Consider the following 14,158-nt stretch of genomic DNA (forward strand, 5'->3'; position numbering starts at 1 on the left):
GGGAGACGCGCACATGGCGTGGAGCTGGCGGTACGAGGGCGCGAACGGCGAGTCGGTCGACGGCCCGGTCGAGTCGTTCGGTAGCCAGGCGGATGCCGAGTCGTGGATCGGTCAAAGCTGGCGGGAACTCGCCACGTCCGGCGTCACCTCGGTCGCGCTCCTCGAAGACGATCGGGTGGAGTACCGGATGAGTCTGCTGCCCGTGGCGGAGTGATGACACCGAGGGACGCCGAGTCGCTGGTGCTCGGGGTGCCCCGGGCCGCCTTCCGGCCCAGCCCGGTCTTCCTGGCGCTCGTCGCACTGCTGGTGGCGAGCGCCGTGTCGACCTGGCAGGGCATCGGCAACGTCCGGCTCGCCGTGTTCGGGTTCGTCGTCTCCGGTTGGCTGGTCTCGCTCTGCCTGCACGAGTACGCCCACGCCGTGGTGGCGTACCGCAGCGGCGACCGGGGGGTGGCCCACCGCGGTTACCTCACGTTGAACCCGCTGAAGTACAGCCACCCGCTGCTGTCGATCGCGCTGCCGGTGGTGGTGGTGCTGCTCGGCGGCATCGGCCTGCCCGGCGGTGCGGTCTGGGTGGACCGGCATGTCATCCCCGGGCGGTTGCGGCACACTCTGGTCAGCCTCGCCGGACCGGCCACCAACGTCCTGTTCGCGCTCGTCCTGGTGGTGGTGCTGCGGTCCGGTGCGAGCGGCGGCGGGCCGGTGGAATTCTGGGCGGCGGTGGCGCTGCTGGCGTTCCTCCAGGTCACCGCGAGCCTGCTGAACCTGCTGCCGGTGCCGGGGCTCGACGGCGGGAACATGATCCAGCCATGGCTGACCGCGCCGTACCGGCGCATGTACGACCTTTTCGCGCCGTACGGGTTCATCTTGCTCTTCGCGTTGCTGTGGAACCCGACGATCGGCGGCTGGTTCTTCACCGCCGTCTTCGCCATCGGCGACCTGCTCGGCCTGCCCCCATGGCTCTACGCGACCGGGCTCGACCTGATTCGCTTCTGGCAGGGCTGAGCACCGGGGCGAGGCCCCGCCCGGCCGGCGTACGGCACGTCGGCCGGGCAGGATGGGTCAGGGTCGCTCGGCCGGTGACTCGGTTCGCGCCGGGTCCCGCTCGGTCACCGGTTCGACGATCTCGTCGATTGCCTTGAGCAGGCCGGCGTCGAGCTTAACCCCGGCCGCCTTGACGTTGTCGTGGACCTGCTCGGGGCGGGAGGCCCCGATGATGGCCGACGACACGTTGGGGTTCTGCAGCACCCAGGCGACGGCCAGCTGGGGCATGCTCAGCCCGGCCTGCTCGGCCAGCGGCTTGAGCTGCTGCACCCGGGTCAGCACGTCGTCGGTCAGCCACTTGGCGATGAAGCCGGCACCGGACTTGTCGTCGGTGGCCCGGGAGCCGGCCGGCGGTGGTTGGCCGGGCAGGTACTTACCGGAGAGCACCCCCTGGGCCATCGGCGACCAGACGATCTGACCGAGGCCCAGCTCCTCGCAGGTGGGCACGACCTCGCTCTCGATGACCCGCCAGAGCATCGAGTACTGAGGCTGGCTGGACACCAGCGGGATGCGTAGGTCACGGGCGAGACCGTGCGCCTCGCGGATCTGCGACGCCTTCCACTCGGACACGCCGATGTAGTGGGCCTTGCCGGAGTGCACGACGTCGGCGAACGCCTCCATCGTCTCTTCCAACGGGGTGCTGTAGTCGTACCGGTGGGCCTGGTAAAGGTCCACGTAGTCGGTACGCAGCCGGCGCAGCGATCCGTTGATCGACTCCATGATGTGCTTACGGGACAGGCCCCGGTCGTTGCGGCCCGGACCGGTGGGCCAGTACACCTTGGTGAAAATCTCCAGGCCTTCGCGCCGCTCCTGCTGGAGCGCCCGGCCCAGGACGTCCTCGGCGCGGGTGCCGGCGTACACATCGGCGGTGTCGAAGGTGGTGATGCCGGCGTCGAGGGCGGCTCGTACACAGGCGAACGCCGCTTCCTCCTCCACCTGCGAACCATGGGTGATCCAGTTGCCGTACGAGATCTCACTGACCATGAGGCCGGAGCGGCCCAGGTGTCGGAATTCCATGCTCCGACCCTAGCCCGCCCGGTCGCATCAGGCAGGTGGGCGGGTCATCAGCCAGCGTCGGCAGGCCGTGCGGACCGGGCCGGGTCGCCGCCGACGGTGCCGGCCCACCGCCACCCTCGGTGCGATGGCGATGGCGATGGCCCGCGCCGGTCGCCGCCTCAGAGCACCGGGTTGGCGTCGGCCAGTAGTCCGTCGATCTCGGCGACGACAGCGTCCGGGTGGTGGAACATCGGGTCGATGAGCGACCCGCCCCGACGGTCCAGCGCACCCCAGTTCCCGGCGCTGTTGGTGGCCAGGAAGGCGACCGGGTGGATCAGCAACGCCGGGTGCGCCGGTGCGACGACCACCTGCCCGCTACGGTCCACCACACCCTTGCGGCCGGCCAGATCCACCACGGCCAGTCCCTCTTCGGTGAAACCGTCGACCTGGTGGCCGTCGGACAGGGTGGTGTGGAAACCGTGGTAACGGGTCGGAACCACGATCCGACCGGTGCGGTCGACCGCACCCCAGCCCTCCCGACGTACCACCGCCACGCCTTTGTGGAAGGGCCGCACGTCGGCGAATCCCGGCGGCACGGCCACCGCACCGGTGGCGTCGACGGCGTGCCAGCCACTGTCGTCGCGTACCACCCAGGCGAGACCGTCGGAGAACGGTCGTGCCGCCAGGTAGGCCGGTTCGAGTACCGTCTCACCAGCCAGATTGATCAACGACCACCGGTCCGTCTGCGGCTCGCGTACCCAGGCCAGACCGTCCCGGAACGGCTGTGCCTCCGCGTACCGGGCGGGCACCAGCATCTCGCCCTCGGCGTCGGCGTAGCCCCACAGGTCCTGGCCGCCGTCGCGGGCCGGCACCGGAGCCCGGTCCCGCTCCAACACCTCGTCCCAACTGCGCGGGTACGGCCCGAAGCCGCTCTGTTCGGCGCGGGCGGCGACCGCGTCGAGGCCGATGCGGACCCGGTCGAGCAGTTCGGCGTCCTGCTCGCCACGTAGGTCCAGAGCGCGCTCGAAATGGTGGCAGGCCTCGATGAGTCGACCCTGGTCGTAGCAGCAGCGAGCGGAGTGCTCGTGCAGGGCGGCACGGAGCCGGTCGGGTAGCTCGATCGAGTTGGCCTCCGCGAACAACCGGTCGGCCTCGGCGAACTCGCCGCGCCAGCGCAGTAGGTGGGCCAGCCGGGCCTGGGCGAGCGCGGTCCGGCGCAACTCGCCGGTCGCCTCGGCGTAGGTCAGCGCCATCCGGCCGTCGGCCAGCGCGTCGTCCAGGTCGTCGAGCACCCGGGAGGCCACCGCACGTAGGCTCAACAGCCGGGCGCGGGACCGGTTGTCCAGGGCCGAGGCGAGTTTGTCGGTGAGCCGCTCCCGGATTTCCCGTAGTTCCTCCGGATCGTCCACGACCTCTCGCAGCGTCACTGGGTCGAGGCGCCAGCGGAAGTGGGCCAACACCTGTTCGGGGTCGGCCGGTGGTTCTGGTGCTGGCTCGCCGTCGTCTGTGTCCTCGGGCCCCTGCCCGTTGTCGGCCGGCACGTCGGAGTCCGTGGAGCCGGCGACCGAGGGGTCCGGTCCGATCCCCTCGTCCGCTGACTCTCCGTCGCCGAGCCCACCGGACACGGCGTGGTCTGGACGATCGTCGGTGTCGCCGGGTCCGGTGCCGTTGCCGACCAGAGCCCGGTCGTCGGAGGACGGCTCCGCCGGCGGCAGGTGGGCCGGTGGTGCCGACATCGGTACGGCGGAGGCCGGTGGTGCCGACATCGGTACGGCGGAGGTCGGGGGTGCCGACATCGGTACGGCGGAGGCCGGTGGGTCGAGGTCGGGTTCGTCGGTGGGGGTGTGGGCCGGCGGTACCAGATCCGACGGTGCCGACATCGGGGGTGCCGACATCGGGGGTGCCGACGCCGGGGGCGTGGCCTTGGCGGGCGGGTCGGTGGCGGGCCCGAACCAGCCCTGCGGACCATCGGAGGCTGGTCGGGTCGGTGTGGGCGGCTCGGGTGCCGGCGGAACGTGACGGGCGGGCTGGTGGACCGCTGGTGGCGTCGGCACCTCGGAGCCGCCGCCGCTCCGGTCGGTACGGAGCACCGGTGGCCTGAACGCAGCCGGGTCGGCGACGGCCCTGGACAACTGCCCCGACGGCGCGGAGACGGGTCGCTGGTGGGGTGGTGCGGAGACGGGGAGGTGACTGGGGGGCGCGGAGACCGGGTGGTGGCCGGGTGGTGCGGAGACGGGCGGGGCGACGGGCGGTCCAGCGGCCGGCGATGACACCGGTGCCGGTGGTGCCGAGGTGACGACCGGCTGATCGTGCAGTGGCGCCGGACGGACCTGGTGTTCGTGCAACGGCGCGGGACGTACCTCGTGCTGGTGCAGCGGCGCCGGTCGGACCGCGTCGCCGGCCGGTGCCCGGTCGGCGACGGCGGGTGCACCACCCGGCTGCGGATAGCCACCCTCCGGCTCAAGGCGCTGCGGGGCGGGGGAGACGGGGCGGGCCCGGCCGGCCGCGGGTGAGACGGGGTGATCCGGCACCACCGACAGATGACGGCGGCGCGGGTCCTGGTCGGGTGTTCCGGAGACGGGCCGGTCGGGGTCGGGCAGCACAGCGGCCGACCGGTCGACAAACCGATCGGGGCCGGAACCATCGGGAGCCCTGTGCTGCCGGCCAGTTCCCTGCTCCGGCGGGACTGGCCGCTGGTACTCGCGATGGTCTCGGCCGCTGCTGGGGCGCAGCGGTCCAGGCGCCGGCCAGGGCAGGTCGCCGTGGGACGCCGTGCCGGGCGGCTGCTGGTCCGGCGGGGGCTCCGGGCGGGCCTGCCGCCGCTTCCGGTCGGGGCGGATCCACCCGTCGGGCGCGGTACGGGTCGGTTCGTCGTCGACGTAGCCGTCCGGGTAAGGCGCGGCGTCCGGGTCCCCACCGCCGACGACGAAGTCGCTGTGGTGGCCGCTCACGACCAGCTCATCGGCGCCGGCGGGCTGCCCGGGGTGGTGACTCCATTGGTAGCGGGGACGAGGTGCGGCGTCCTCGGGTGTTCGGCGGTCGACACCGTCCCCCGAGTGCTGCGGGGGAGCGGGCCGCCGCATCTGCTCGTCCGCCTCCGGGACCCAGCCGGACACCGGACGGGCGGCTGGGGAAACCGGTACCCCGCGCCGGTGCTCGTCCCGACCGGTCGGCTCGTCGCGGCGGCGGGGCCGGTCCGCGTACGGCTCGGGTTCGCGCTGGCCCCGACGCTGCGGTCCCGGTCGCGGATACCGGTTGTCGCGGTGGTCCGGATCACGCCGTTCGGGCGGCTGCCGGCGGGTGTACCGCTCCGGGTCGGGTCGGGCGTACCGGTCGGGTTCGCGCTGGTCCCTGCGGTCCACGTGACGATCCGGGTCGCGTGGGTCCCGGCGTACAGGTACACCGTTCTGCGGGCCGAACTCCGACCAGACGACCCCGTCGCGCCCCCGGGCAGGACCACCGTACGGCGCACGCTGCCCCTCGGGACGTGTCCGCTCCATCCGGAGACCGGACGGCACCGACCGGTCGTACGGATGCGAGCCGTTCGGGCCCTCGGCGGGCCGACGGTCGGGGGTTTCGTGCCGGCCGGGTCGGCCGTCCGGTTCGTCGTTCCAGGATCGTCCGGTGTACGTGCCGTCGGGGCGGGTCGGCGCGAGCGGCGGCACCTCGGCGCGGCCGACAGCGCTCGCACGACCCCGTGCCGGCGGTGGCTGGTGCTCGACGCCGATGTCACCCGGATATCGTTGGCCAGGGAACTGCGGCTGCCATTCACCCGTCGGCTCGACGACCCAGGACGGCTCGGCGGGATCGTGCCACCGGTCGGCGTAGCCGCGACTCATCCGTCGGACCTGTCGCTACGGCCGCCACGCCGCCGGGCGGCGACGTGGACTGCTCGCGGCACGGCGACGAGCCCGCGACGTACAGACGGTCCGCTGCGCCCCGTGTCGTACGCCAGGGCTGAAGCCCGCCCGCTCACGGTCGCGCCCCGGTGGTCGGCTCGCGTCCGCTCGCTCACGGCGATGTCACCTCGTCGGAAATGGTCGCGCTGGGCACCCCGGAAGCCGGCGAAGCTGCTTGTCCGGGCACCGGATGGCTGCGCATGGAGGGTAGCGGCGCGGGCTTGGTCACCGCCACTGCGGCACCCTCATCAACCCAAACGTTACCCTATTGATCCGGACATTTGTGTCTATGCCGGTATCGGTCTTCTAGGCACGCCAGACACACGGTCCGCCGCCCTGCCCGGAGTGTGTCCGGTAGCGGTCAGACCTGGTCGCCGATGGCGACCCGTGGCTCCGGCGTACGCAACTTGCGGAAGGTGATCGCGCGCATGATCGCGTAGAGGTACAGCGACCCCATCCGCTGGGTCGACTTCGGGAACCGCTCGCGGACCAGCTTCTTGATCCTGCGTGAGATGAGCACCGAGTCGACCACCACGCCCAGCGCCAGCGCGCCCCAGAGCAGGTTGGAAACCAATCGGATCACCGGCGGCATCGCCTGGTTCGAGCCGATCAGCACCACCAGGGCACCACCGAAGAACCAGGTGCCGACAGTACGCCGGGAGTCGACCACGTTGCGGGCCAACAGCCGCTCCGGACCCCGGTCGCGCGGACCACCCTCACGCCGGAACTCCGCTGCCGCCTCGGCGCGACGCTCCCGGCGCAGCGCCTTCGCCTCATCCTTGCTCAGCGGCTTCGTCGACCCGGCGGGGCGCCGACCGGTGACGGGACGCTTCGGCGTCTCCCGCCCCTTCGCCGGGGTGTAGGCACGGGACCGCGCGGTGTCAGCCGTCTCCTCCTGCGCCGGGTTCAGCGGCTCGGTGGCGGGATCGGCGAGGTCGGCGGACTTGCGGCGAAACAGCGACGGCACGCGGCAAGGGTAGCCAACGTCGCGCGCCCGGTGCACATCGCGGTGCGGTGGGCGCGCGACAGAGGCGACAGCACCGGCGTCAGCGGCCCGGTCGACTACGGTCGTTCCACGTGCGCGCCCAGATCGGCGAGCTTGGCCTCGAAGTCCTCGTAACCCCGGTTGATCAGGTCGACGCCGTAGACCCGGGAGGTGCCTTCGGCGGCCAGCGCGGCGATCAGGTGGCTGAAGCCCGCCCGCAGATCGGGAATGACCAGGTCGGCGGCGTGTAGCTTGCTCGGACCGGCGATCACTGCGGAATGCTTGAAGTTGCGCCGACCGAAGCGGCACGGGGTGCCGCCCAGGCAGTCCCGGTAGACCTGGATGTTCGCGCCCATCGAGTTCAGTGCCTCGGTGTAGCCGAGGCGCTGCTCGTAGACCGTCTCGTGGACGATGGACAGCCCGCGGGCCTGGGTCAGGGCCACCACCAGGGGTTGCTGCCAGTCGGTCATGAAGCCCGGATGCACGTCGGTCTCCAGCGCGGTGGCCTGCAGTTCACCGCCCGGGTGCCAGAAGCGGATGCCGCCCTCCTGCCCCGGCCGGCCCAACCGAGGAGGCCGGGTGTCGGTCACCTCGTACTCGCCGCCGACCGAGCGGAAAACGTTGAGGAAGGTCATCATGTCGGCCTGCTCGGCGCCGAGCACCTCGACGTGGCCACGGGTGGCCAGCGCCGCCGCGGCCCAGCTCGCCGCCTCGATCCGGTCCGGGATCGGCCGGTGGGTGTAACCGTGCAACCTCGGTACGCCCTGAATCTCGATCACCCGGTCGGTGTGCACCTTGATGATCGCGCCCATCTTCTGCAGGACACAGATCAGGTCGACGATCTCCGGCTCCACGGCCGCGTTGCGCAGTTCGGTGACGCCCTCGGCCATCACCGCGGTCAGCAGCACCTGCTCGGTAGCGCCCACACTCGGGTAGGGCAGCGCGAACTTCGTACCGTGCAGTCCGTTCGGCGCGGACAGGTGCAGCCCCTCGGGAGTCTTGTCGACGGTCGCACCGAACTCCCGCAGCGCCTGCAGGTGGAAGTCGATCGGTCGCGGGCCGATGTGGCAGCCGCCAAGATCCGGAATGAAGGCGTGCCCGAGGCGGTGCAGCAGAGGTCCGCAGAACAGGATCGGGATCCGGCTGGAACCGGCGTGCACGTTGATCTGATCGGTACTGGCGCTCTCCACGTTCGCCGGGTCGAAGACCAGCTCGCCGTCCTCGTCGCCGTCGGTGACCTTCACACCGTGCAGGCCGAGCAGACCCCGAACGACCTCGACGTCGCGGATCTTCGGCACGTCGAACAGCCGGCTCGGGCCGTCGCCGAGCAGTGCGGCGACCATCGCCTTCGAAACCAGGTTCTTCGCGCCGCGCACGCGGATCCGCCCTTGCAGCGGAGTGCCTCCGTGTACGACCAGGACGTCGTCGGTCAACGCAACCTCCAGCGCGTGCGTGCTGCCGTTCCGATGGATGGGACACCACCGGTTCGCTACCCGGGCCGCGGTCGCGCGCAAACGCCCGCACCCGCGTGTGTCGTCGCCCGGCAGCATAGCCCTCTGTGATGAGAATGGATCCGGTCACGTCGTCCCGAGGGCATATATCGGTGATCCGGCACTTTTGCGTGCGTCGTGTGTCACTGAGCGTGAAGACCGATCGAGGTCAGGCTCCGGGTAGCGCGAGCATCTGGTCGAGCGCTACCCGGGCGTGGTGCGCGGTGTCGGCGTCGACCGTGATCCGGTTGACCACCCGAGAGGCGACCAGTTCCTCCAGCGCCCAGACCAGGTGCGGCAGATCGATCCGGTTCATCGTCGAGCAGTAGCAGACCGCCCGATCCAAAAACACGATCCGCTTGTCGGGGTGGGCCAACGCGAGCCGGCGGACCAGGTTCAGCTCGGTGCCGACGGCCCACGCGGAACCGGCCGGAGCGGCCTCGATGGTCCTGATGATGTACTCCGTCGACCCGACCAGGTCGGCGGCCCGTACCACCTCGTGCCGGCACTCCGGGTGCACCAGCACGTTCACTCCCGGCACCCGCTCGCGGACATCGGTGACGCTGTCGAGGGTGAACCGACCGTGCACCGAGCAGTGCCCGCGCCAAAGGATCATCTTCGCCTCGCGCAGCTGCTCTGCGGTGAGGCCGCCGTGGGGCTTGTGCGGGTCGTACAGGACGCAGTCGTCGAGGGAGAAGCCCATCTCCAACACCGCGGTGTTACGGCCCAGGTGCTGATCGGGCAGGAAGAGCACCTTCTCGCCCTGCTGGTACGCCCACTCCAGGGCCCGTCTCGCGTTCGACGAGGTGCAGACCACACCGCCGTTGCGCCCGACGAAGCCTTTGATGTCGGCCGAGGAGTTCATGTAGGTGACCGGGACGGTGCGCTCCGCCAGACCCGACCCGGTGAGCACGTCCCAGGCGTTCTCGACCTGGGGCAACGCGGCCATGTCGGCCATCGAGCAGCCGGCGGCCAGGTCGGGGAGCACGACCTGCTGGGCGTCGGAGGTGAGGATGTCCGCGCTCTCGGCCATGAAGTGCACGCCGCAGAAGACGATGAATTCGGCCTGCGGCCGGGCTGCGGCCTCCCGCGCCAGCTTGAACGAGTCACCGGTCACGTCGGCGAACTGGATCACCTCGTCGCGTTGGTAGTGGTGCCCCAGCACGAAAACCCGGTCGCCGAGAGCGGCCTTGGCCGCCGTCGCGCGGGCCACCAGGTCAGGGTCGCTCGGCGCCGGCAGATCGCCCGGGCACTCCACACCACGTTCGGTGGCGGGGTCGCTGCCGCGGCCGAGAAGCAGCAGCGCAGTGGCGGTGTTGGAGGGCTCAACCCAGGTCGACGTCACGACACCATGCTCCCACAGCAAGACCGCCATGCCGCCCGTGCCGGTGTGGGCTGCCACACTGCCAGTCATGCGCGTACTGCTCTGCCCGGACAAGTTCGCCGGTACGCTGCCGGCCTCGCAGGTGGCCGCGGCGGTGGCCGAGGGTTGGCGAGAGGTGGCACCCGACGACGACCTGCTGGTCAGGCCGCTGGCCGACGGGGGGCCGGGCTTCCTCGACGTGCTCGCCGAGGCGCTGCCCGGCCAGCGGGTACCGGTGCCGACGACCGATCCGTTGGGCCGCCCCGTCGTCGGTGAGATGCTGCTCACCGACGATGGCGCGGTCGCCTGGCTGGAGAGCGCACAGGCATGTGGGCTCGACCTGCTCGCCACCACCGAGCGTGACCCCCGGGCGGCAACGTCGTACGGTCTGGGTCTGCTGATCGGTGCCGCCGTCGAGGCCGGCGCTGGCACGGTGGTGGTCGGGCTCGGCGGCTCGGCGACGAACGACGGTGGCGCGGGCATGCTCGCCGCCCTGGGTGCGGTGGTGCTGGACGGCACCGGCGCGGCCCTGCCGTACGGCGGTGCGGCGCTGGCCGCGGCGGCGAAACTCGACGGAACGCCCCGGTTGCGCGACGCCCGGCTGATCGCCGCCACCGACGTCGACAACCCCCTGCTCGGACTGCACGGCGCGAGTAACGTCTTCGGCCCGCAGAAGGGTGCCGATCGGACCGACGTCCTGCTGCTCGACGCCGCCCTCGGGCGCTGGGCCGAGGTGCTGGAGCGTGACCTGCCCGGTTGTCCCAGCGGGCTGGGAACGCTGCCCGGTGGTGGCGCCGCCGGTGGGGTAGGTGCCGCGCTGCTCGCCCTGGGCGGGCGGTGTGAATCCGGCATCGGGCTGGTCAGCCGGGCCGTCGGACTGGACACCGTGCTCGACGAGGTCGATCTGGTGGTCACCGGGGAAGGCCGGTTCGACCACCAGTCGCTGCGCGGAAAGGTGGTCGCCGGAGTGGCCGGGGCCGCACGTGACCGGGGCGTACCATGCGTGGTGCTCGCCGGGCAGGTAAGCGCCGGTCGGCGGGAAGCGGCGTCGGTCGGGGTGACCGACTCGTACAGCCTGGTGGAGCACTTCGGTGGTGAGGAGCACGGCGGGTTGGCCGCCGCGTTGGATCGGCCGGCCCAGGGGCTGCGTGAGCTGGGCGCGCGGCTTGCCCGGCAGTGGAGCCGCTGACCAGGGTGCCCATCGAGTGCCTGGTCACGCCGCCCGGGTGGCGAAGCCACCGGCGGCCTACAATCGAGAACTGGACCACTGTGGGAATCGCTGACCGGCGGCTGACGTTGGCCAGGTGAGGACCACACCGACGCGCCGCAGGGAGAATTCCACGTGACCACGCCAGCGCAGACCGAGTCGACCGAGGCCAAGGCCCCCACGTCCGTCGTCCTCACCGACGTCGCGGCGCAGAAGGTCAAGGCCCTGATCGAGCAGGAGGGCCGCGACGACCTGCGGCTCCGGGTCGCCGTGCAGCCGGGCGGCTGCTCCGGCCTGCGGTACCAGCTCTTCTTCGACGAGCGTTCGCTCGACGGTGACGTCGTGACGGACTACGACGGCGTCGAGGTCGTCGTCGACCGGATGAGCGCGCCCTACCTGGCCGGCGCCACCATCGACTTCGCCGACCGGATCGACGCTCAGGGCTTCACCATCGACAACCCCAACGCGGGCAACTCCTGCGCCTGCGGAGACTCCTTCAGCTGAGTCCGGTTCGTCGGCGCACGGCGGCACGGCCCCTGCGGCCGTGCCGCCGTGCGCGTTCGCGTGTCCCGGCCGCCGCCCAAGAGGTCGAGACGAGTGGTCGCCCATCGGTGGTGGTGCCGGTAGGCTGATCGGGCTCTGCTGCCGATCCCGAGGGTTGCCATGAAGATCGCCGTGACCGGCTCGATCGCCACCGACCACCTGATGAGCTTCCCGGGGCGGTTCGCCGACCAGTTCATCGCCGACCAACTGCACAAGGTCTCACTCTCCTTCCTGGTGGACGATCTGGTGCTGCGCCGGGGCGGCGTGGCGGCGAACATCGCGTTCGGCATGGGTCAACTTGGCCTCCGGCCGGTGCTGCTCGGTGCGGTCGGTGCCGACTTCGCCGACTACCGTTCCTGGCTGGAGCGGCACAGCGTGGACTGCGACTCGGTGCACGTCAGCGAAATCGCCCACACCGCCCGCTTCGTCTGCACCACCGACACCGACATGTGCCAGATCGCCTCGTTCTACGCGGGGGCGATGAGCGAGGCCCGCAACATCGAGCTGCACCCGGTCGCCGAGCGCCTCGGCGGGCTGGACCTGGTCCTTGTCGGCGCCAACGATCCGGAGGCGATGCTGCGACACTCCACCGAGTGCCGCGAGCGTGGCTACCCGTTCGCCGCCGATCCGTCCCAGCAGCTCGCCCGGATGCCCGGCGAGGACGTGGTGGCGCTGATCGACGGCGCCGACTACCTGATGACCAACGACTACGAGAAGTCGCTGCTGCAGACCAAGGCCGGTCTCTCCGACGACCAGTTGCTCGACCGGGTGAAGATCCGGGTCACCACGCTGGGCAAGCACGGGGTGGAGATCGCCGGGCGGGACATCGAGACTATCCACGTGCCGATCGCGCGGGAGACCCGGGCGGTCGACCCGACCGGTGTCGGCGACGGCTTCCGGGCCGGCTTCTTCACCGCGCTGTCCTGGGGCGTCGGGTTGGAACGGGCCGCCCAGGTCGGCTCCCTGCTGGCCACGCTGGTGCTGGAGACCGTCGGCACCCAGGAATACCAGGTGCGGTGGGACGCCTTCGTCAAGCGCCTCGCCGAGTCCTACGGCGACGAGGCCGCCGACGAGGTGCGCCCGCACCTGCTCGCCTGACCGGTTCGTCCCGCTGCGCCGGCTGACCCGCCGCCCCGGCGCTCGCGCCCGACAAGCAGACCGTGACGGGTGTCGGCGGGGCCCGTGCGTCAGTGCGTGCGGCGCACGTCGTACCCGGGGCCGGGTGCGTCGCCCAGGAACTCCTGCTGGCGCATCCGGCACCAGGCGGGGACGTCCACCGCGGCAGCCGGATCGTCGGCGAGTACCCGGAGCACCGCGCCCACCGGCAGCTCCGGCAGGCGGCGCGCCAGAGCGATCACCGGCAGTGGGCAGCGCTGGCCGAGGCAGTCGAGTACGGCGTCGGGGGCGCTCACAGCCCCACCACCCCCGCCTGCTCCCGCAGTTCGGCGACGATGCCGGGCAGCTCGGTGAGGAAACGTTCCACCTCGGCCTCGGTGCTGCCGGTGTGCAGCGAGACGCGGACGTTGCCGTGCGAGAGCACACCCATCGCTTCCAGCACATGGGACGGACGAAGGGTCGCCGACGTGCACGACGAACCCGACGACACGGCGAAACCCCGCCGGTCGAGCGCGTGCAGCAGTGCCTCCCCGTCGACGTACAGGCAGGAGAAGGTGACCAGATGCGGTAGCCGGTGCACGGGATCGCCGACCACCTCCACGTCCGGCACCTCGGCCGACACCCGCGCCCGGATCCGGTCCACGAGCGAAGACAGCCGCGTCGCCTGGGCCACCGCGTCGGTCGCCGTCGCGCGCAGGCTGGCTGCCGCCGCCACCACCGCCGGCAGGTTGAGTGTGCCCGGCGTACGCCCTGACTCACGTTCGTCGGTCGGCCAGGGTGACTCCCAGCGGGTGCCCTTGCGGACCACGAGCAGTCCCACGCCAGCCGGGCCACCCCACTTGCGGGCACTGGCGGTCAGCACCGACCAACCCGGCGGTACCGGCATCCGGCCCACCACCTGCGCGGCGTCGACGTAGAGCGGCACGCCGACGCGTGTACAGGCCGCGGCGGCGGCCTCGACCGGCTGCACGGTGCCCACCTCGTGACTGGCCGCGATGAGCGTGGCTGATGCCACCCCGGCGCCGGAGACCGCCGTCGACCACCGGTCCAGGTCCAGCCGGCCGAGGCGGTCGACCGGCACCTCGACGGCCCTGCCGCCGCCGGTCACGTGCTGCTGGGCGGCGTACAGCACGGCCGAGTGTTCGATCGCCGAGTGCACCAGGACGTCGCCGGCTCGTCGGCGACCACGCAGACCACCGAGCACAGCGGTGTGCGCGGCACTGGTGCCACTGGAGGTGAAGGAGAGCTCGTCGGGGCGTACGCCGAGGGTCTCCGCCGTGGCCTCGCGTGCCGCGTCGAGCAACCGGCGCGCACGCCGCGCCGGTGAGTAGAGCCGGTCGGGGTCGGCCCAGCCATCGTCGAGCGCGGCCAGCAGCGCCTGCCGGGCGACCGGATGCAGCGGCGCGGCGGTGGCCGCGTCCAGGTAGACGGGGGAGGCAGTCACGTCTGCCCACGCTATCGCCCCGGTCCGCACCCGACCCCCTGTCGGGTGCGGACGACGACCCCAACCGGGTC

General features: G+C 71.7%; 12 protein-coding genes. 5 read left to right on the plus strand and 7 right to left on the minus strand.

Going from position 1 to position 14,158, the window contains the following annotated elements; all coding sequences use genetic code 11:
• Positions 1-13: 13 nt before the first annotated feature.
• Both HCA58_RS03165 and HCA58_RS03170 read left to right on the plus strand, forming a co-directional pair.
• On the plus strand, positions 14-214 hold the full coding sequence (locus HCA58_RS03165) for a hypothetical protein (protein ID WP_169596233.1): 201 nt from the start codon (positions 14-16) through the stop codon (positions 212-214).
• Positions 214-1,005: a site-2 protease family protein gene (locus tag HCA58_RS03170; protein ID WP_169596234.1), complete on the plus strand. Its 792-nt coding sequence runs from the start codon at positions 214-216 to the stop codon at positions 1,003-1,005. Before HCA58_RS03165 ends, HCA58_RS03170 begins: the two co-directional genes overlap by 1 nt.
• A gap of 57 nt (positions 1,006-1,062) precedes the next feature.
• Here the strand turns inward: HCA58_RS03170 and HCA58_RS03175 are convergent, their stop codons facing one another.
• From HCA58_RS03175 to nadA, 5 genes are all read right to left on the minus strand, one after another.
• Positions 1,063-2,061 (minus strand): aldo/keto reductase family protein, encoded by a 999-nt coding sequence (locus HCA58_RS03175; RefSeq protein WP_169596235.1) that lies wholly within the window; start codon positions 2,059-2,061, stop codon positions 1,063-1,065.
• 158 nt (positions 2,062-2,219) lie between these two features.
• Positions 2,220-5,879, minus strand: a complete 3,660-nt coding sequence (locus HCA58_RS23310) for a WG repeat-containing protein (RefSeq protein WP_240955466.1) — start codon at positions 5,877-5,879, stop codon at positions 2,220-2,222.
• Positions 5,880-6,300: 421 nt separating this feature from the next.
• Positions 6,301-6,906 carry a DUF3043 domain-containing protein gene (locus tag HCA58_RS03185; RefSeq protein ID WP_169596236.1) on the minus strand — a complete coding sequence of 202 codons (606 nt, stop codon included), beginning with the start codon at positions 6,904-6,906 and terminating at the stop codon, positions 6,301-6,303.
• A 95-nt stretch (positions 6,907-7,001) separates the two neighbouring features.
• Positions 7,002-8,357, minus strand: coding sequence for a UDP-N-acetylglucosamine 1-carboxyvinyltransferase (gene murA, locus HCA58_RS03190; protein ID WP_169596237.1), 1,356 nt, complete (start codon positions 8,355-8,357; stop codon positions 7,002-7,004).
• Between the two features lie 226 nt (positions 8,358-8,583).
• The gene (gene nadA / locus HCA58_RS03195) at positions 8,584-9,759 is read right to left on the minus strand and encodes a quinolinate synthase NadA (protein ID WP_169596609.1); all 1,176 of its coding nucleotides are present in this window, start codon (positions 9,757-9,759) and stop codon (positions 8,584-8,586) included.
• 67 nt (positions 9,760-9,826) lie between these two features.
• Here nadA and HCA58_RS03200 point away from each other — a divergent pair, with 67 nt between their 5' ends.
• From HCA58_RS03200 to HCA58_RS03210, 3 genes are all read left to right on the plus strand, one after another.
• Complete coding sequence (locus HCA58_RS03200; protein ID WP_169596238.1) at positions 9,827-10,966, plus strand: glycerate kinase; 1,140 nt, start codon at positions 9,827-9,829, stop codon at positions 10,964-10,966.
• 153 nt (positions 10,967-11,119) lie between these two features.
• Positions 11,120-11,488, plus strand: a complete 369-nt coding sequence (erpA, locus tag HCA58_RS03205; protein ID WP_013735179.1) for an iron-sulfur cluster insertion protein ErpA — start codon at positions 11,120-11,122, stop codon at positions 11,486-11,488.
• Between the two features lie 159 nt (positions 11,489-11,647).
• Complete coding sequence (locus tag HCA58_RS03210; RefSeq protein ID WP_169596239.1) at positions 11,648-12,625, plus strand: carbohydrate kinase family protein; 978 nt, start codon at positions 11,648-11,650, stop codon at positions 12,623-12,625.
• An 89-nt stretch (positions 12,626-12,714) separates the two neighbouring features.
• Here HCA58_RS03210 and HCA58_RS03215 read toward each other — a convergent pair whose 3' ends face one another.
• Together HCA58_RS03215 and HCA58_RS03220 are read right to left on the minus strand one after the other, a co-directional pair.
• Entirely contained in the window at positions 12,715-12,939 is a 225-nt protein-coding gene (locus HCA58_RS03215; protein WP_169596240.1) for a sulfurtransferase TusA family protein, read from the minus strand.
• Entirely contained in the window at positions 12,936-14,087 is a 1,152-nt protein-coding gene (locus tag HCA58_RS03220; RefSeq protein WP_169596241.1) for an aminotransferase class V-fold PLP-dependent enzyme, read from the minus strand. Before HCA58_RS03220 ends, HCA58_RS03215 begins: the two co-directional genes overlap by 4 nt.
• Positions 14,088-14,158 lie beyond the last annotated feature (71 nt).

Origin of the sequence: Micromonospora sp. HNM0581, assembly GCF_012726175.1 — a bacterium.
Lineage (GTDB): Bacteria > Actinomycetota > Actinomycetes > Mycobacteriales > Micromonosporaceae > Micromonospora.